General features: G+C 28.7%; 19 protein-coding genes. 15 read left to right on the top strand and 4 right to left on the bottom strand.

Going from position 1 to position 19,838, the window contains the following annotated elements; translation table 11 throughout:
* Positions 1-6: 6 nt before the first annotated feature.
* Complete coding sequence (gene nrdE, locus ACI48P_RS18640; RefSeq protein ID WP_475218530.1) at positions 7-2,106, top strand: class 1b ribonucleoside-diphosphate reductase subunit alpha; 2,100 nt, start codon at positions 7-9, stop codon at positions 2,104-2,106.
* A gap of 13 nt (positions 2,107-2,119) precedes the next feature.
* Complete coding sequence (nrdF, locus tag ACI48P_RS18635; RefSeq protein ID WP_475218528.1) at positions 2,120-3,091, top strand: class 1b ribonucleoside-diphosphate reductase subunit beta; 972 nt, start codon at positions 2,120-2,122, stop codon at positions 3,089-3,091.
* A 92-nt stretch (positions 3,092-3,183) separates the two neighbouring features.
* Here the strand turns inward: nrdF and ACI48P_RS18630 are convergent, their stop codons facing one another.
* Positions 3,184-3,579, bottom strand: coding sequence for an RrF2 family transcriptional regulator (locus tag ACI48P_RS18630; RefSeq protein ID WP_475218527.1), 396 nt, complete (start codon positions 3,577-3,579; stop codon positions 3,184-3,186).
* A gap of 239 nt (positions 3,580-3,818) precedes the next feature.
* Here ACI48P_RS18630 and ACI48P_RS18625 point away from each other — a divergent pair, with 239 nt between their 5' ends.
* Entirely contained in the window at positions 3,819-5,147 is a 1,329-nt protein-coding gene (locus ACI48P_RS18625) for an APC family permease (protein ID WP_475218525.1), read from the top strand.
* A gap of 107 nt (positions 5,148-5,254) precedes the next feature.
* On the opposite strand, the gene ACI48P_RS18620 is transcribed toward ACI48P_RS18625, so the two are convergent.
* Positions 5,255-6,148: a LysR family transcriptional regulator gene (locus ACI48P_RS18620; protein ID WP_475218523.1), complete on the bottom strand. Its 894-nt coding sequence runs from the start codon at positions 6,146-6,148 to the stop codon at positions 5,255-5,257.
* A gap of 237 nt (positions 6,149-6,385) precedes the next feature.
* Between ACI48P_RS18620 and ACI48P_RS18615 the strand changes: the two genes are divergently transcribed.
* From ACI48P_RS18615 to ACI48P_RS18600, 4 genes are all read left to right on the top strand, one after another.
* Positions 6,386-8,080: an FAD-dependent oxidoreductase gene (locus ACI48P_RS18615; RefSeq protein WP_475218522.1), complete on the top strand. Its 1,695-nt coding sequence runs from the start codon at positions 6,386-6,388 to the stop codon at positions 8,078-8,080.
* 39 nt (positions 8,081-8,119) lie between these two features.
* The gene (locus tag ACI48P_RS18610; RefSeq protein WP_475218520.1) at positions 8,120-9,400 is read left to right on the top strand and encodes a YeeE/YedE family protein; all 1,281 of its coding nucleotides are present in this window, start codon (positions 8,120-8,122) and stop codon (positions 9,398-9,400) included.
* A gap of 195 nt (positions 9,401-9,595) precedes the next feature.
* The gene (locus ACI48P_RS18605) at positions 9,596-10,309 is read left to right on the top strand and encodes an N-acetylmuramoyl-L-alanine amidase family protein (protein ID WP_475218518.1); all 714 of its coding nucleotides are present in this window, start codon (positions 9,596-9,598) and stop codon (positions 10,307-10,309) included.
* 95 nt (positions 10,310-10,404) lie between these two features.
* A complete protein-coding gene (locus ACI48P_RS18600) occupies positions 10,405-10,800 on the top strand; it encodes a hypothetical protein (protein WP_475218516.1) in 396 nt (131 codons plus the stop codon).
* A gap of 89 nt (positions 10,801-10,889) precedes the next feature.
* Here ACI48P_RS18600 and ACI48P_RS18595 read toward each other — a convergent pair whose 3' ends face one another.
* A complete protein-coding gene (locus ACI48P_RS18595; RefSeq protein WP_475218514.1) occupies positions 10,890-11,069 on the bottom strand; it encodes a hypothetical protein in 180 nt (59 codons plus the stop codon).
* Positions 11,070-11,281: 212 nt separating this feature from the next.
* Here ACI48P_RS18595 and ACI48P_RS18590 point away from each other — a divergent pair, with 212 nt between their 5' ends.
* The 6 genes from ACI48P_RS18590 to ACI48P_RS18565 all read left to right on the top strand — a co-directional run bounded on the left by ACI48P_RS18590 (position 11,282) and on the right by ACI48P_RS18565 (position 17,232).
* On the top strand, positions 11,282-12,118 hold the full coding sequence (locus ACI48P_RS18590; protein WP_475218512.1) for a MerR family transcriptional regulator: 837 nt from the start codon (positions 11,282-11,284) through the stop codon (positions 12,116-12,118).
* Positions 12,119-12,253: 135 nt separating this feature from the next.
* Entirely contained in the window at positions 12,254-12,718 is a 465-nt protein-coding gene (locus ACI48P_RS18585) for a GNAT family N-acetyltransferase (protein WP_475218510.1), read from the top strand.
* Between the two features lies 1 nt (position 12,719).
* Positions 12,720-14,081, top strand: a complete 1,362-nt coding sequence (locus ACI48P_RS18580) for an MATE family efflux transporter (RefSeq protein ID WP_475218508.1) — start codon at positions 12,720-12,722, stop codon at positions 14,079-14,081.
* A gap of 127 nt (positions 14,082-14,208) precedes the next feature.
* A complete protein-coding gene (gene pdxS, locus ACI48P_RS18575; protein ID WP_475218507.1) occupies positions 14,209-15,087 on the top strand; it encodes a pyridoxal 5'-phosphate synthase lyase subunit PdxS in 879 nt (292 codons plus the stop codon).
* Between the two features lies 1 nt (position 15,088).
* Complete coding sequence (gene pdxT / locus ACI48P_RS18570) at positions 15,089-15,661, top strand: pyridoxal 5'-phosphate synthase glutaminase subunit PdxT (protein WP_475218505.1); 573 nt, start codon at positions 15,089-15,091, stop codon at positions 15,659-15,661.
* 98 nt (positions 15,662-15,759) lie between these two features.
* A complete protein-coding gene (locus tag ACI48P_RS18565) occupies positions 15,760-17,232 on the top strand; it encodes a protein adenylyltransferase SelO (RefSeq protein WP_475218503.1) in 1,473 nt (490 codons plus the stop codon).
* Between the two features lie 149 nt (positions 17,233-17,381).
* On the opposite strand, the gene ACI48P_RS18560 is transcribed toward ACI48P_RS18565, so the two are convergent.
* Positions 17,382-17,927, bottom strand: coding sequence for a DUF6143 family protein (locus tag ACI48P_RS18560; RefSeq protein ID WP_475218502.1), 546 nt, complete (start codon positions 17,925-17,927; stop codon positions 17,382-17,384).
* Positions 17,928-18,144: 217 nt separating this feature from the next.
* On the opposite strand from ACI48P_RS18560, the gene ACI48P_RS18555 reads away from it, so the two are divergent.
* Complete coding sequence (locus ACI48P_RS18555) at positions 18,145-18,828, top strand: DUF421 domain-containing protein (RefSeq protein WP_475218501.1); 684 nt, start codon at positions 18,145-18,147, stop codon at positions 18,826-18,828.
* Positions 18,829-18,962: 134 nt separating this feature from the next.
* On the top strand, positions 18,963-19,829 hold the full coding sequence (locus ACI48P_RS18550) for a MurR/RpiR family transcriptional regulator (RefSeq protein ID WP_475218499.1): 867 nt from the start codon (positions 18,963-18,965) through the stop codon (positions 19,827-19,829).
* The last annotated feature ends 9 nt before the right edge of the window (positions 19,830-19,838 follow it).

Raw genomic sequence — 19,838 nt, 5'->3', positions numbered from 1 at the left:
GAGAAAATGAACTGGATAGAACTTAATAACCAAGTCATTATAAAGAATGAACAAGGCAAATATCAGCTTGAAAAAGATAAAGAAGCACTAGAAAGTTATATAAAAGAATATATAACACCAAGGCTTAGAAAATTTAATAATATTGAAGAAAAGTTAAAATATCTAATGAATAATGATTACTATTCAGAGGATGTAATAAATAGATATAGTATTGATTTTATAAAAAAGTTATATCAAGATATCTGTGATTGTAATTTTGAATTCCAATCATATATGAGTGCTAATAAGTTTTATCAAAACTATGCGCTTAAAAGTAATGATGGCAAAGAAATTTTAGAGACTTATAATGACAAAGTGCTGATAGTATCTTTAGCATTAGGAGATGGTAAAGAAGAGTTAGCCTCTAAATTAGCAGACAAACTAGTAAAACAAGAATTCCAACCAGCAACACCTACATTTTTAAATGCAGGGAGAAAGAGAGCTGGAGAAATGGTGTCTTGTTTTTTAATTTCTGTTGAAGATAGTACTGAAGGTATATCTTATGCAGTATCTTCATCGAATCACTTATCAAAAATAGGTGGAGGAGTAGCGATAAACTTATCTAGACTTAGAGCCACAGGAGAAGCCATAAAAGATATAGATGGTGTAGCAGGTGGAGTTATAGGTGTAGCTAAGATGTTAGAGCAATCATTTAGTTACTTTAACCAAATGGGAGCAAGACAGGGATCCGGAGCGGTTTATTTATCAGTGTTCCATCCTGATTTTGAAAGACTATTAGATACTAAGAAGATAAATGCAGATGAAAAGATAAGATTAGCGTCACTATCTTTAGGAGCGATTATACCTGATAAGTTTATGGAACTAGCAGAGAAAAACAAAGTGGCTTATGCATTTTATCCTCATTCTGTATATAAAAAGTATAATGTACATCTAGATGAAATTAACATGGACGAGTGGTATGAAACATTAGCACAAGATGAAGAAATTAAAAAGAAAGAAATGAATCCTAGACAAATGCTTACTAAGATTGCTCAAATGCAACAAGAAAGTGGATATCCATACGTTTTATTTATTGATACAGCAAATAGAGAACATGTATTACAGGATGTTGGAAAGATTAAGATGTCTAATTTATGTTGCGAAATCCTTCAATATCAAACACCATCACATATAGAAGGATATTGTGGAAATAACACTTGGGGACAAGATATAAGCTGTAACCTTGGGTCCTTAAATATTGCAAACGTAATGGATAACAAAGATATAGAAAATACAATAGATACAGCTATAAGAGCTCTTACTTTTGTAAGTGATAATACAGAAATAAAAGAAGTTCCTACTGTTAGAAATGGAAATGATAAATCTCACTCTATAGGACTAGGTGCAATGAATTTACATGGATACTTAGTAAGAGAAGATATTTTATATACATCACAAGAAGCAATAGATTTTTCAAATGTATTTTTTGCAATGGTTAGATATTATGCAATTAAAGCATCTATGAATATAGCTATAGAAAAAAATAAAGCTTTTGATGGATTTGAAAAATCAGAATATGCTAAAGGTAAAAATAGTAGTGTACTTTCTAAGTACTATGAAAACTCATATTTACCAAGTAGTGATAAAGTTAAAAGGTTATTTGAGGGAATTTATATACCAACAAAAGATGATTGGGCTGGGTTATTAGATAAAGTTAAAGAAAATGGAATATATAATGCTTATTTAACGGCAATAGCACCAACTCAAAGTATAAGTTATGTGCAAAATGCTACATCTAGTATAATGCCTATTACAGAGCCAGTAGAAGTAAGAACTTATGGAGATTCAACAACAATTTATCCAATGCCATTTTTAACTAATGAAAATATGTTATATTACCAATCAGCATTTAGAATGGATATGAGAAAGGTTATAGATATAGCATCAACAGTTCAACAGCATGTGGACCAAGGTATATCTACAACATTATTTGTAACAGATGATAAAACTACTAGAGATATAGCCAAGCTTTATATATATGCATATAAAAAAGGATTAAAAAGTTTATATTATACAAGAACAAAAATGACTAGAGAAGACAATGAGTGTTTAGTGTGCTCGGTATAGGGGGAAGACAAATATGACATTTGATTTAAGAAAAATACATCAAGCTGTTAACTGGAATAAAGAAGATGATAATTTTACACAAGCTTTTTGGGAACAAAATGTAAAACAGTTTTGGCTTCCAGAAGAAATATCCGTTTCTAAGGATATTAAAATTTGGAATGAATTAAATGATGAAGAAAAAGAATTGTACAAAAAAGTATTAGCAGGTTTAACTCTTTTAGATACAAAGCAAGGTAATAATGGTATTCCATCTATGATGAGTTTAACAGAAAACCTTCAAAGAAAAGCAGTATTATCATTTATGGGTACAATGGAAGAAATACATGCAAAAAGTTATTCTTCAATATTTATGACTTTACTTACTAACACTGAAATAGAAGAATTATTTGATTGGATTGAAACAGAACCAACATTACAAAGAAAAGCAGATTTAATATTAGCTCAATATGAAAATACTACGGAACAAAAAAGTTTATATCTATCAATGGCTACAAGTGTATTTTTAGAAAGTTTCTTATTCTATTCAGGATTTTTCTACCCATTATACTTAGCAGGTCAAGGAAAGATGGTTGCCAGTGGAGAAATTATATCTCTTATACTTAGAGATGAATCTTTACATGGAAAATATATAGGACTTTTAGCACAAGAAATCTATAACTCTTTTGGTGAAAATGAAAAAGTAATATTAAAAGAAAAGACTTATGTTATTTTTAATAGCTTAATGGAAAATGAAATAGAGTATACTAATAACATCTATAAAGGTAGTGGTCTTGAAGAAGAAGTAATAGACTTCTTAAAATACAATGCAAATAGAGCTTTAGAAAACTTAGGATTTGAAGCTGAATACAAAATAGATGAAATTAACCCAATAGTTCTAAATGGGTTAAGCACAGAAACCAAAACACATGATTTCTTCTCAACAAAAGGTAATGGATACCAAAAAGGAATTTATGAAGAATTGGAAGATGAAGATTTTATAATTTAAGACAAAATAAAAAGTTCCTCTCTATTTTTGTAGGAGGAACTTCTTATGCATAAGAAATTTATAATTTATAACTCAAACTATAGGATAAAAAACTAAAGTATGTCTTCTAATGTATATTCGCTAAATTTAAGAATAAATGCGTCTAAAGCTTCACTTATTATGGGCTTTAACCTACAACTTTTAACAATATTGCATGTATTATTCTCTAAAGAAAAGCACTCTACAATATTTAGGTTATCTTCCGTCACTTCAAGTAGTTTTCCTAAGTTAATATCTTTAGGATTCATACCTAATTTAATACCACCATTTCTACCTTTAGAAGATGCGATGTAGCCATTTTTAGCTAGTCTATAAATAATTTTCTTTATATGATGTGTAGACAATCCAAGTGTAGATGATAATTCATCAACTGTGAAAAGTTCATCAGGGTGGTTGCCTAAATATATTAATATCCTAAATCCATAATCACTAAACTTTGATAAATACATAAATAACTCCTTAATTAGAATTTTAAATTTATACTTATTATTATATAGATAATTGATTGTTAAATACAATAAAAATTGTGTATATAAAATATATATTAGAAAAATGTGATAAAAAATCAGAAAACATTTTTGAATATAAGAAAGAGTTATACTACATAAGAATGTGTTATCGCATTATATGTTGTTAATATAGTAACATTAGATATAATTAAAAAAATAACAAAAATGAGGGAGGTAGTATGAATAAAAAATTATCTATAATTGAAGTATTCGCCATTATTCTTGGTGCTATCATTGGATGGGGGGCATTCATGCTTCCAGGGACTAAATTTTTAGAGACAGCAGGAGTAATAAACACATCTATAGGTCTATTTTTAGGATCTATATGTATTATAATAATAGAACGTAGCTATCATATGATGATGCAAGAAACAACAGAAGAAGGTGGAGAATTTTCTTACATATATGATGAACTTGGAAAAAATCATGGATTTGTAGTAGGGTGGTTTTTATCTTTAGCTTATTTGACTATGATTCCTTTAAATGCTAGTGCATTTCCTCTTGTAATAAATAAGCTTTTTGAAGGAGCGTTAGATTTTGGATACTTGTACACTATAGCTGGAGATAGTATATACTTAGGTGAAATTCTTATTTCGTCTATTGTAATATTATTCTTTATGACTTTAAATCTAAAAGGAATCAAGGAAACTGGAAAAGTTCAGACCTATATTATACTTTTACTTGTTGCCTGTGTAGGTATTGTATTTTTTGGAATGACAGTAGCTGCAGGTACAGATACATTAGTTGATAGCTATATATCAAAATATCAATTTGATTTAAAACAAATTTTACAGGTATTCGCAATAACTCCGTTTTTATATGTTGGATTTGATGCAGTACCACAGCTTGCAACAAATTTTGGCTTCGATAATAAAAAAGCATCTAAACTTGCAATAGTATCTTTATTTGTAGGGATGATGATATATAATTTATTAAATATGGCTACAGCTATGGCATTTACACCAGAACAAGCTAGTAGCTTAGATTGGGCATTAGGTAGTGCCGTAATGAGTTTTGTAGGTAAGGGTGGTTTTTTAGTACTTGTTATTGCATTAGGGGCAGCAGTATCAAGTGGTATAAATGGATTTATGATTTGTAGTACAAAGCTTATTGGAGCTATGGGTTCAAGAGATGTAATACCATACAAGTTTAGTGAAAAAAATAAAAATGGTGAGTTGAAAGTAAGTATAATATTTGTTAGTATTATAAGCTTTATAGCAATACTGTTTGGTAGAGAAGTAATAATATGGATAGTAGATATGTCATCTCTAGGTGCCGCTATTGCATATTTATACGTATGTATGGTAACTTTTATGAAACAAACTTCATTAGGAAAAAAGGCTATAGCTTTTTTAGGTATGGGAAGCAGTATTTTGTTCATATCACTTTTATTATTGCCATTTTCACCGGCTAAATTATCAATAGAATCATTAATCGCCTTATCAGTATGGTCTGTTTTAGGAATGGTATTTTGGTTTAAGCATAAAGATGTAAAAGCATACGCATAAATTAGTGCAGGTTTGTAAAAACCTGCACCTTTATATTTAGGGAAAATAGCCATTTTATATTATTAACACTTTGATAAATAATAATATTATTTAAATTAGAGAGTACATTAGTAACAAAAACATCTGTGACTAGATGTTATAAATTCTATGAAAGATTTTTCATAACCTTTTAACTCATAATCACTTCTGTAAACTAGAGTAAATTTACACTGTAAAGATAAATCTTTAATAAATACTTTTTTTAGGTATTTATCGTGTAATTCATGTTTAATTACTAACTCAGGGAGAAAAGCATATATTTCACTATGCATTAGAGTTCTCTTTAATGCCTCATCAGAGTTTAAAGAAAACTGTATATTTAAATCATTAAACTCACGACCATGAGTTTTTAAGTCATTAGCTATGAACTTGTTAATAGTAGCAGTTGACTCTCTTGTAATTATAGGTAGTTCCATTAGTTCATCTAGATTTATACTAGAAGTTTTTAGATTATAATCACAAACTAATATTACATTACTCGTGATTATAGGAACTTCTGTCATATCAGTAATTGAATCTAAGGATTGTATAATCCCAATATTTATTTCTCTGTCTCTAAGTTTTTTTAAAACCTCACAAGATGTCATACTTAAAATATTTATATCTATATCATCATGTATTTGCTTGAAAGTATAAGTACTACAAGGTAGAGCATAGTCAGCTAAACTTGAGCAGGCTCCAATTGTAAGTTGGTTTTTAAAATTCTCTAATTCTTCTAGTTCTTTTCTCATATTTTCTTCTAAGGCTAGTATAGATTTAGCGTAATTAAAAACAACCTCGCCTTCAGGAGTAAGTGCAACTCCTTTGTTACTACGTTGTAAAAGTGTTTTACCGATACTACTTTCAAGTGACTGTAATTGAAAACTTAGTCCAGGTTGGCTAAGGTGTAACTTTTTAGCGGCAACTGAAATACTATTACATTTTGCAGTTACATATAAGGATTTCAGATATGTAATGTCCATTTTATCCTCCAATTTAATAATTAAGATATTTTTATTATAAATATAGTTTAACTAACTATTAGGATATTAACAACTTTTTTGAGTATTGTTAAGTATAAGACAAGCTTATTGCGCTATAAAACATACTTATTTTACGAAGATGATATAAGGTGTTAAAATATAGACAAAGGTTGTTTGTTAAATAATTAATGAAAGATAGACGATATAATATAAATTTAAAATATTGGAGGATTTAAGATGAGTAAAAAAATATTAATTGTTGGTGGAGTTGCTGGTGGAGCATCAGCTGCAGCAAGAATAAGAAGATTAGATGAGTCAGCTAACATAATAGTATTTGAAAGAGGACCACATGTGTCATTCTCTAACTGCTGCTTACCATACCATTTAAGTGGTCAAATTGAAAATCATGAAGATCTTGTTCTTATGACACCAGATAAGTTTTTTAATCAATATAATATAAACACACGTATATTTAATGAGGTATTATCAATAGATAGATTAAACAAAAAAATATATGTAAAGAATGTAGTTACAGGGAATACATACGAAGAATCATATGACAAGCTTATATTAGCACCAGGGGCAAACGCTATTGTTCCTCCGATTGAAGGAATAGAAAATGCTAAAACATTTGTTGTAAAAAATGTAGTAGATATATCAAAACTAAATAATTTTATAACATCAAAAGGGGCTAAGAATATATCTGTTATAGGAGCAGGATTTATAGGAATGGAAGTAGCTGAAAACCTAAAAGAAGCAGGCTACAATGTAACATTAATAGAGGCTGCTAGTCAAGTTATGAGAACTTTTGATGAAGACATGGTTCAAATAATTCATAAAGAATTATATGACCAAGGAATCGATTTAATATTAGGAGATAAAGTGACTAGATTTGAAGATAGTGATGTAATCTTAGAATCTGGTAGAAAAATAGAATCAGATGCAGTAGTTATGGCAATAGGTGTAAAACCAGAAGTAAAACTTGCAAAAGAATGCGGACTTGAAATAGGTGAAACAGGAGCACTTAAAGTAGACCAAAACTACAGAACAATAGATAAAGATATATATGCAGTAGGGGATGTAATAGAAGTATCAAATGCTATATCTAATAAAATTCAACATCTTCCATTAGCAGGACCTGCTCAAAAGCAAGCAAGAGCAGTAGCTGATCACATATATGGATTACCAGTTTCTAACACTGGATATATAGGCTCATCTTGTATAAAGGTATTTGATTACAATGCAGCATGTACAGGATTAACAGAAGCTCAATGTGAAAAACTTGGTATTAAATATGATAGTGCATATGTAATACCACAAGATAAGGTTGGATTAATGCCGAATAATAATCACATTCACTTTAAAGTAGTATTTGAAGTTCCAACGGGGAAAATATTAGGAGCTCAATCTATAGGTAAAGGAAATGTAGATAAGCGTGTAGATATAGTAGCAACATTAATAAAAATGGGTGGAAACTTAGATAACTTAAGAGACTTAGAATTATGTTATGCTCCACCATTTGGAACAGCAAAAGATGCAGTAAATCATGCTGCTTTAGTAGGACTTAATATAATGAAAGATTCATTTAAGCAAGTGCATGTTAGTGAAGTGCGTAAATTAGTTGAATCAAATGCATACATCATAGACGTAAGAGAAAAAAGCGAATATGAAGATGGGCATATAATAGGGGCAGTAAATATACCTTTAAGTGAATTAAGAAATAGAGTAGATGAAATACCTAATGATAAGCCAGTATATCTTCACTGTCGTAGTGCACAAAGAAGCTACAATGCATCTGTTGCATTAGATCACCTAGGATTTAATAACATATATAACATATCTGGAAGCTTCTTAGGAATTTGTTTCTATGAGTACTTTAAAGATAAGAGTGAAAATAGAAAGCCAATAGTTACGGCTTATAACTTTAACTAAAAATTTATTAAAAAATATTATATATTGGAGGGAATTGTTTTGAAAAAAAATATGGAATACATTCTAGGTTTCGTACTTCTTGCTACGATTCTAGTAATAGGTAAGACTAATCTTGCAAGCTCAATGTTATTCTTTAGATTAATTGCAGGTTTAGGGTTAGGGTATGCTCTTACTAGATCATTCTTTGGTTTTGCAGGTAGTGTAAATAGAAGTTACAGAGCAGGTTCTACAAAATTAATGAGAACATTAATGATATTATTTGTTGGAACAGCGATGGTTAGTGTATGCTTCTTTATAGGACAAGATGTAACTCAATATGACTTATGGGTTAACCCAATCAACTTAGGACTTATATTAGGTGGAATAATATTTGGTTTTGGTATGGCGTTTTCTTGTTGTTGTGCATCAGGGGTTCTTACTGATATAGTAACAGGATTTCCGCGTGCAGTAATAACATTAATATTCTTTGGAATAGGTGTGTATGTTGGATTCCCACTTCAAAGTTCAGCAACTTGGATATCTGATTCATTAATATCAACTGAAACATTTGCTAATGGAGTATTCTTACCAGACTTATTTAAGTGGGATGGATTAGAAGGATACTTAGGGGCAACTATAGTAACTATAATATTTGCAGGTATAACAATTTGGATAGCTAAAAAATATGAAGATAAGAGAAGATCTGAAAACACATATACAGGAGTAGATACAGAAATACTTCAAACAAGAAATTATAATGATGATGAGTCATTCAAGTTATTCAGTAAAAAAACTTACGATATATTATTTGTTAGACCTTGGACTCTTGGAATGGGAGCTGTTGTAATAGGTGGTATATTCGTACTTTTAATGGGAATAACTAAAGCTGGATGGGGGGCATCAACTCCTTATGGATTCTGGTTTGGAAGATTACTTGTAACATTTGGAATGTCTCCAGAGAGTGTAGCTACATTTGCTGGTAAGCCAGTTGAAATGTTTACAGCACCATTCTTCCAAAATGCAATAAATGTTCAAAACATTGGTATAATATTAGGAACACTTATAGCATTACTTTTAGCTGGAAGTTTTACAAAAACTTTCAAAGAAGGTTTATCTATAAGTTTTAAAGAAGCATTATTATACATTGTTGGTGGTTTTGCAATGGGATTCGGTACAAGATTATCGAATGGATGTAACGTTGGTGCTCTTTATACACCAATTGCCAACTTCTCATTATCAGGATGGATATTCCTTATATTCTTAGTAGTAGGTGGTATATTAGGGAATATAGTATTCAAAAAAGTAATGACAAAAAAGTGCTGTGAAAAGCAGTCTGCATAGTTAATTATAAAAAACTCACATCTAAAAAGGTGTGAGTTTTCTGCGTTTTATAAATATTATTTTTAAATCATATTTTTCATTATCCCAGTACAAATTTAAGCTAAAATTAAGGTTTATAAGCTATTATTAAATATAATAGTAACTTTTTGTATTTTAACAAAATTTAACTTGAAGAATAGGGGACACGTTAATCTCATGGCAAAGTCAAGAAATAAGAGTAAAAACAAGAGGAAGAGAAAAATATTTATAGGATCTGCGATAATTTTATTTGCTATTATTATGTATAATACATCTTTTAATTTAAAAGAGCAGATTAACTTAGTATTTAGTAATATTAATGACGAGGACAGTGAAAATAAAAAGGTAATAGTAATAGATATTGGGCATGGTGGAAATGATCAAGGTACTCAAAGTACAAATGGTAAACTAATAGAAAAAGATATAAATCTTCAAATTGGTAAAAAAGTAATAGAAATCTTAAAAAAAGATAGTAGTGTAGAGATAGTAGAAACTAGAAGTAATAATGAATATCTATCTTTGAGTGATAGAGTTGAAATATCAAACAATAATAATTCGGACTTATTTGTATCATTACACTGTAACGCAGACTACAATGGTACATCATCAATAAATGGAGTAGAAACTTTTTACTGGAAAGAAGATAATGGAAATTCTTATGAACTTGCAAATGAGATCCAAAGTAGCATAGTAAACACTTTAGAGGTAAGGGACAGAGGAGTAAAACAAGATGATTATGCAGTAATAAAAAGTACAAACTGCCCAGCAGTATTAGTTGAGATGGGCTTTTTAACTAATAATATTGAAGGGAATAACTTAGCAAATAATGAATACCAAACTATAATGGCTGAGTCTATAGCTAAAGGAATAATAAACTATATATTAAATTAAAAATATTTAACCAATATCTAACATAGTACAAGCTCAAATATTATACAATTATCTTAGAGATAGTTCTTCAAATATAAAATAATTGGAGTGGTATTATGAACAAAGCTATTAGTCCTAATTATAGTGAAGTAAACTCAGATGAAGTTACTGGCATAAGCACATTTTTTAAATCAGAAGGTGCTAGTAAGGTATATCAAAAGAAAGAGTATATTATCTTAAAGGTAAAAAAGGGGTACATAGTATATAATACTAAAAAAGAATTTGAAAATGGTCACACTCATCTTCATAGCTTTGAGATGTCAAAGACTGTTATAGATAATAGTATAAATAAAAAAAGACCTAAAACTAATAATGTATATCTATTAGAAAGTCACATAAGAATTACTAATGATAGTAAATATAAAAAGATATTACAAGAAATATTAAGCGCTAAAACTAATAAGACTAAAGATCATAAATATTATAATAAAGGGTGTTATAGTCTATGTTGAGTTTAGTATCAATCAAAAAAATAATTAAAATATAAAATAAAAGAGAGTTAGGAAAATCCTTTTGGATTAATCCTAACTCTCTAATTTATTTATTTACACTTTTCTATGAAATCTTCAACAGAATCTGCAGTAACTAATTCGTCACCTACATATCCTGTAAATTCTGAACCACACTCACCAATACAAGTGTCTTCTATTTCTCTTCCTAAAAGAGCTTCTTTTAAATCATCTATACTTATACCTGAACAAGCTGAACATATTTTTATCATAATTGAATTCCTCCTACTTTTTAGTTATTTTATTAAGGTATTTATTATATACCCAGGGAATATACATCAAAACAAAAAACGACAAAAAACATAAAAATAATGATTTTCATTATTAAGGAAATTATAAAAAGAGTAAATTTAGGTATATGATATAATCATTATGAATATTTAAATTATAAGTTAAAGATAAAATATGAATGCGAGATGATAACATGAAAGATAAATATTTAATAGGAGAAGTATGTAAGCTATTTGATATAACTAGAGATACTCTAGTGCACTATGATAGGATTGGTCTTTTAACACCTAAAAAAGACAATAATAATGGATATAGATATTATAATATTGAAGATTTAAATTGTTTAACGGATATTTTACTATTTAAAAAATTAAATTTACCACTAAGTGATATAGAGAAGGTTATAAAAGATTCTTCTCCTAAAGATATATTAGAAATAGTAAAGGATAAGGAGAAAGCTCTAGAAGAAGAATTGAAAAAAATTAATGAACTCCAAAAAATATTAGGAGCTATGAGGTCAAATATTCAATCTTGTATTGATAATTTAGATAAGATCGAGCTTAGAGAAGAAAAAGAGAATCTTCTTTTTATAGAGATAACTAAAGAAAATAAGTTTAATGATTTTATAGATATCATTGAAGGTATGTTAGAAATGGTAGAAGATGGAGAGATACTTCATAAAAACTTTTTAGACTATGTAAACTTTTCATTTTTAGTTGAAGATGGGGTACTTTTTGATAAAGATGCAGATAAAAAAGTTAAGTGGGGAGTTACTTTAAGAAAAAGTTATAATTTTACAGAAGATACTATGCTACATGAAAAAATAGAGTGTATACCTAAAAATAAATACATGTACACAATAGTAAAATTAGAAGATGGAGATTATGATGATTGGTTACCGATTATTAGAAAGATAATACTAGAAAATAATATTAATGTAGCAGGTCATATTCTAGGTAGAATGCTACTTACAGAGTATGATAAAGATATTGCTATAGACTATTATGAAGTTTTTATACCAATAAAATAAAAAATATTATTGACCTGTGTGTTACACACAGGTTTATTATTTTAGTAAAAGGGCACAAGTCATAAAATAAACTTAAACTTTTATAAAGTGTTTTACTGATTAAGCCACGAAAATAAGTTATAAGGAGTGGTTAATATGAATTTAACTGTAAATAAAATTAATAATAATAACTATAAAGAAATATTAGAGATTAAAGTATCTAAAGAACAAGAGAGCTTTATAGAACCTATAGAAGAATGTTTAAAAGAAGCTAGTGAGTATTCAGTTTGGAGGACAGTTGGAATATATAACGGGAAAGAAGCTATTGGATTTGCAATGTATGGTTTATTTTTAGATGAAGGTACAAATGGAAGAGTGTGGCTAGATAGATTTTTAATATCAAAGGAACATCAGGGGAAGGGATATGGAGAAAAAGGTGTTAGATTATTAATAAATCATTTGTATAAAGAATATGGATATAAAAAAATATACTTAAGTGTATATGATAATAACCCTGTTGCAATAGCTTTATATAAAAAAATAGGATTTGAATTTAATGGAGAGTTGGATATAAATGGTGAAAAAGTAATGGCTATCAACTTAACTAGAATTGAGGTGTAAAATGAATAAGGAAAATATATTTGAAAGAAAATCAATACAGCAATTAATTTTTATATTTTCTATTCCGACTATATGTTCTTTAGTTTTGGAATCGGTGTCATCTATGATTGATATAGTATTTGCAGGCCATTTAGGAGCAATGAGTAATGATGCATTGGCAGCTATGGGGATATTAAGTCCAGTTTTACTGTTATTAATAGCTGCGCAATTAATATTTGGAGTTTCTACTAGTATTGTAATATCAAAAAGATTAGGCGAAAATAATCATGATGGAGTTAATAATACCTTTAAGGTTGGGTTTTATGCAAGTTGTATATCAAGTGGGGCGATATCTTTACTAATATTTATGTTTCAAGATAGTTTATTAAATATTCTTGGAGCAAAAGGATCTGTATTAATATTAGCAAAAGAATATTTAAATATATCAATAATATACAATGTGTTTAGCTCAGTTGGATATATGTTACTTAATAATATAAGAGCTTTTGGATATCCGAAGATGGAAATTGTAGTTAGTATATTAGCAACTATAATACATATAGCTTTTAATATAATTTTCACCTTTGTTTTTAATATGGGTATTAAGGGCATTGCATTATCAACTCTAGTTAGTGAAGTATTTTATTTTGGAATTTCTTTATTATTCTTAATAAGAAAAGATAAGTGGATTAAGAAAAGTAATTTGATTTTGAGTGATGCAAAAGAAATATTAATATCTTTAGTTAAGATAGGTTTCGTACAGTTTTTGATGCAGTCATTAAATAGTATAAGTGGACTAATAATAAATAGAACTTTAATAAAATATGGAAATATTTCATATGTAGGTGCTTGGTCTATATGTGGGAATATAAATATGGTAATATTGTTACCACTTATTGGATTTACTCAAGGAGTTCAATCTGTAATAGCTTATTTCCATGGTAGTAAAAATAAGGATAAAGAAAATAAAGTTAAAGCTAAAATCGTTAAGTATAGCTTAGTATATTCTATAACTGTAACAACTTTAGTTTATATATCTGCAAGTATTTTAGTAAGAATATTTACTAACGATATTACATTAGTAGATTTGTCAGAAAATATAATTAGAATAGTAGTACTAGGGTTCCCATTTGTAGGGATTGTTTATACTCTTATTACATTCATGCAAGTTTCGGGTGAAGAAGAGAAAGCTAGTAAATTAGAAATAATAAGACAAATTGTAGTGCTAATACCTTTAGTGGTAGTGCTACCTATGATTTTTTCAAATTATAATATTTTGAATATATCACCACAAATAGCTATTTTCTTTGCAATACCAATATCTAACCTTGTGTTAGTACTTATGTATTCGAAAAAACTTAAAGCTAACGTAAAAATAAAATAAAAATCAGATAGGTAATTGTACCCATACAATGGTGAAAAGTATGGTACAATTACCTATTTTTATTGATACAATCTCTGTATTGTACTACTATTTAATTAAAATTAAAGAAAATTGGGGGTACAATTTAATGAATAGTAGATACAATTTGAATAAAAACTTAGCTCAGATGTTAAAAGGTGGAGTAATAATGGATGTAACAAATCCGAGTGAAGCAATAATAGCAGAAAAAGCAGGTGCATGTGCGGTAATGGCACTTGAAAGAGTACCATCTGATATAAGAAAACAAGGTGGAGTAGCTAGAATGTCTGATCCAAAGATGATAAAGGAAATACAAGAAGCAGTATCAATTCCTGTTATGGCAAAAGTAAGAATAGGTCATTTTGTTGAAGCACAAATATTAGAAGCCTTAGAAGTAGATTTTATAGATGAAAGTGAAGTATTAACACCAGCAGATAATATATATCATATAAATAAAAATGATTTTGAAGTTCCTTTTGTGTGCGGAGCTAGAAATTTAGGTGAAGCCCTAAGAAGAATTGGTGAAGGTGCTTCTATGATAAGAACAAAAGGGGAAGCAGGTACAGGTGATGTAGTAGAAGCAGTTAAGCATATGAGAACAATGACTACTGATATTAAAAAGATAGTGTCACTTGGAAAAGAAGAACTTATGAATGCAGCAAAAGAAATGGGAGCTCCATATGATTTAATAAAGTATGTACATGAAAATGGTAAATTGCCAGTAGTAAACTTTGCGGCAGGTGGAATAGCTACTCCAGCAGATGCAGCATTAATGATGCAATTAGGTTGTGATGGAGTATTTGTAGGATCTGGAATTTTTAAATCTGATAATCCAGAAAAAAGAGCAGAAGCAATAGTAAAAGCTGTTACAAACTACAACAATCCTAAAGCATTAGCAGAAATATCTGAAAATCTAGGTGAGGCAATGAGCGGTATATCTGTAGCAAGTCTAAAAGTAGAAGAGCAATTAGCAGTAAGAGGATGGTAATATGAAAATTGGCATATTGGCAATGCAAGGTGCTTATAAGGAGCATATTAAAATATTAAAAGATCTTAATGTAGATACTGTAGAAATTAGAAATGGCGATAATTTGGTAGATATAGATGGTCTTATTATTCCTGGTGGAGAAAGTACAACTATAGGAAAGCTTCTTAAGTCATTAGATATACATGATTATTTAAAGGAAAAGATAAATAATAAAATGCCTGTATGGGGAACTTGTGCAGGAATGATAATTTTAGCTAAATCTATAGAAAATCAAGAAAATACATATTTATCATCTATGGATATAGAAGTAAAGAGAAACGCTTATGGAAGGCAACTTGGAAGCTTTAATATTAAATCTCAAATGAAGGATGTTGGAGATGACATAGATATGGTATTTATAAGAGCACCGTATATAAATAAAGTAGGAAAAGATGTAGAGATTTTGTCAGTAGTAGATGAAAAAATAGTAGCAGCAAGGCAAAGTAATGTGTTAGTAACATCTTTTCATCCAGAACTTACGAAAGATTTTAGGGTTCATAAGTATTTTATAAATATGATTGATAAAACATTATAATTATATTTAAAGCTGTTAAATAATATTAGTTATTTAAAACTACACAAAGGGTATATTAATAAAAAATAGATTATTAATATAAAATGTGAGGTGATTAAATGACTAATATTAAGGATAGTAATATAAATGGTTGGAACTTACATAATACTTATACTAATTTACCAAAGATGTTTTTTAGTAAAATTAATTTAAATCCAGTAAGTTCACCAGAATTAGTTGTACTTAATGACGAGTTAGCAAAATATTTAGGTTTAGATATAAAATTTCTAGAAAGTAATTTTGGAATTTCAGTACTTGCAGGTAATGAAAAACTAAATGGTGGTGAATATATTGCTCAAGCTTATGCAGGTCATCAATTTGGACACTTTACAATGCTAGGAGATGGAAGGGCAGTATTAATAGGAGAGCAAGTATCACCATCAAATCAAAAATATGATGTTCAGCTTAAAGGATCAGGAATAACTCCATATTCACGTAGAGGAGATGGGCGAGCAGTTCTTGGACCAATGCTTAGAGAATATATAATAAGTGAAGCTATGTATGCTTTAGGCATTCCGACAACACGTAGTCTTGCTGTTGTTAAAACTGGTGAACCTGTATATCGTCAAGGTGTTGAAGAAGGTGCAATATTAGCAAGGATAGCTAGCAGTCATATAAGATTTGGTACTTTCCAATATGCATATAACTTTGGCAAAAATGAAGATATTAAAGAACTAGCAGACTATACTATAAAAAGGCATTATCCAAATATTAAAGATGATGAAAATAAGTATCTTAATTTACTTAAAGCAGTAATAAAAGCTCATGCATATTTAGTTGCAAAATGGCAGTCTGTTGGATTTATACATGGAGTTATGAATACGGACAATATGACTATTAGTGGAGAAACTATTGACTATGGTCCTTGTGCATTTATGGATACTTATGACCAAAATACAGTTTTTAGTTCTATTGATACTCAAGGTCGTTATGCATATAAGAATCAGCCAATAATGGCTGAGTGGAATATATGTAGATTGGCAGAAACCTTATTACCTTTATTACATGAAGACCAAAAGGAAGCTATAAAAATAGCACAAGAAGCAGTTTCAAGTTTTTATGAAGAATATTATTCATACTGGATGTCTAATATGAAATCAAAGCTTGGTATATTTAATGATGAACCTTTTGATAAAGCAATAGTTGAAGATTTACTTAGTATTATGGAAAAATATAAAGTTGATTTTACAAATACTTTTATATCATTAACTTATGATAAAAACAAAGATAGTGAAATGTTTAAAAGTGATGAGTTTAATAATTGGTATAAACTATGGCAAGAGAGGCTAGAAAGACAACCTGAATCAAAGGATATGGTTAATCAGCTAATGAAGGAATCAAATCCTTTAGTGATACCAAGGAATCATCGTGTGGAAGAAGCTCTAGAAGCTGCTAACAAAGGTGATTTTAGTGTAATGAAAAAACTTCTAAATATACTATCAAAGCCATATGAAGAATCTAAAGATAAGGAAGAGTACTCACAATTACCAAAAGTCTCAAGTTGTTCATATAGAACTTTCTGTGGAACATAAGTAATTAATATAATACTAATGCAATCTAAGTGATTAGAAAAACTTATAATACAAATATAATAAATAAGCACCCTTACTTATAGCATGGGTGCTTATTTAATTTTATAGATAAATATAATTTAAATTAACTTAATTACAATCCATTAAAATTAGCATTCACAATGGTTATGTTCTATTTTTTCTTCCCACCAACCAAAAGCAACTATGACACTATCAAATTGTATAGGTAAATATCCTCCGAGATAAACAAGAATACATGATTTTGGAGGTATAATTATTTGACCACCATCTATTACTGTAGTTGAATATGGAGCAACAATTCTACTAAATATTGGTACACCATCAATAGGTGAAACTGGATCTGAATCATTAAATTTTATTAATCCTTTGGGATTTGGAGGAGGAGTAATAGTAACATTAGTACAGCTTACATAAGGACTAGTATTTCCTATTGGAATCGATGATCTAAGGTAAATTCCAGCAGATAGACTCTCATTAGAAATATTTGAAACTGTTATTGCATTTAGATATATATTTACATTTGATTTTGTTGGGTTAACTAAAGCCGCAATAGCTTTGGAAGTTGGGCCAGTTAATATAGGTGTTTCACCTATGAAATATCTTCCCTTTTGTGATTGGAAAAGAGGATATTCAATTGATACTTCTTTAATTAATTTGTTATCGTTAAATGACATTATAATCACCTGCTAATAAAATTAAGGAATATCTATTCCTTATGATACAATATTCAAAAATTATAAAAAATGTTATAAATTTATATAGGATATAGAGATATATTCCAAATTCCTATGATTATTAATAAGTAATGTAAAAAAATAAATAATAATATAATGATTTATCAATAATATAAGTAGTAAACAATAGTAGTTATAAAACATAAGGAGCGTTTTTATGCATAATTATATGAATTTACTAATTAGATCAGTTGTTACATATTTTACTTTATTATTTTTCACTAGAATAATGGGTAGAAAGCAAATATCACAACTAACATATTTTGATTATATTGTTGGAATAACTATTGGATCCACAGCGGCAGTTGCTTCTATGGATAAGCATGTTAGTATGTTTGAAGGTATTTTCTCAATAGTAGTATGGAGTATTTTAACCATACTTATTTCTCAAATAACTTTGAAAAACATTAAATTAAGATTATTAATAGATAGCGAGCCATTGATGATAATTGAAAATGGGAAAGTAAATTATAATAATATGAAAAAAGCAAGATATAATATGGGAGATCTTTTAATGCAATTAAGGGATAAGGAAATATTTTATATAACAGAAGTAGAAATAGCTGTATTAGAGCCTGATGGAAAGCTAAGTGTTTTGAAAAAGTCAGAGTATTCTTCAGTGACAGTTGGAGATCTGAATATAAGTAAGCCTAAAACAGGTATGATGCTAGACTTAATTTTAGATGGAAAAATATTAACATCTCATTTAAATATTATAAATAAAGATGAAAAATGGATTATGAAAGAATTAGAAAATAGAAAAATTACTAATTTAAAAAATATTGTATTTGCAGGATTACAAGCTGATGGGCAAATATATATTGTAACCAAAGATAATTAAGGATAGAACAAATAACCTACATGTAGTAAAACATTTAATGTATTTTTAACATTATGTTAAAGAAAATCAATACTTTACTTTGATATAATCAAAAGCACAAATGTAGTTTTACTACTAAAAGGGGAGAAAATTAAATGAATAAAATTAGTTGTATATCAAATATAAAGAGTAAATACTTTGATTTAAGACCATCAGAAGTAAAAGTGGCAGATTATGTGCTCCGAAATGCAAAAGAAGTATCTAAAATTTCAATCGCAAATTTATCAGAAACCACAGGAGTAAGTGAGCCAACAATAATAAGATTTGTAAAATCCATAGGGTATAAGGGATACCGAGAATTTAAAGATCATATTATTGCAGATATGGTAGGCAATAAGCTAGATGAAAATATAAGTATGTTACATGGTTTCAAACTGCAAAAAGAAGATAAAATACAAAATGTACCACAAAAAACAATAAATACTACCATCAATATATTAGGGGAAACCTTAAAGTCAATATGTACAAAGTCCTATGAAGAATCCATAAATATGATAATAAATGCAAGAAGAATAGATATTTATGGTGTGGAAAACTCAATTAGCGTTATAAGTGATTTAACAAATAAGCTATTATATTTAGGTTTAGATGTAAGAAGACAAGAAGATATATACATGCAAAACTTATGTGCAAGTAGCTTAACAGAAGAAGATTTAGCTATAGGTATATCTTATTCTGGAACATCAAAAGATACTGTAGATATAATGAAAAGAGCTAAAAACTCTGGAGCTAAGACTTTAGTAATAACTAATTTTGATAAGTCCATGATAAGCAATTTTGCGGATGTTGTGATTCATGGAAGCAACTCAAAAAATGATATTTATGGTAATGCAATATTTTCTAGAACCTCTCAAATTGCTATAGTTGACATGATTTATATGGGAATAATACTTAGTGATTATGAGAGATTTTCAAAAACTTTAGATGTTAACGGTGACATATCAAGCCATAAAAGTTATTAAACTATGTTG

It is taken from the genome of Romboutsia sp. LXY-2, from assembly GCF_056171995.1.
Note: the sequence above shows the minus strand (reverse complement) of the source record. Positions and strands in the feature narration are given on the sequence as shown.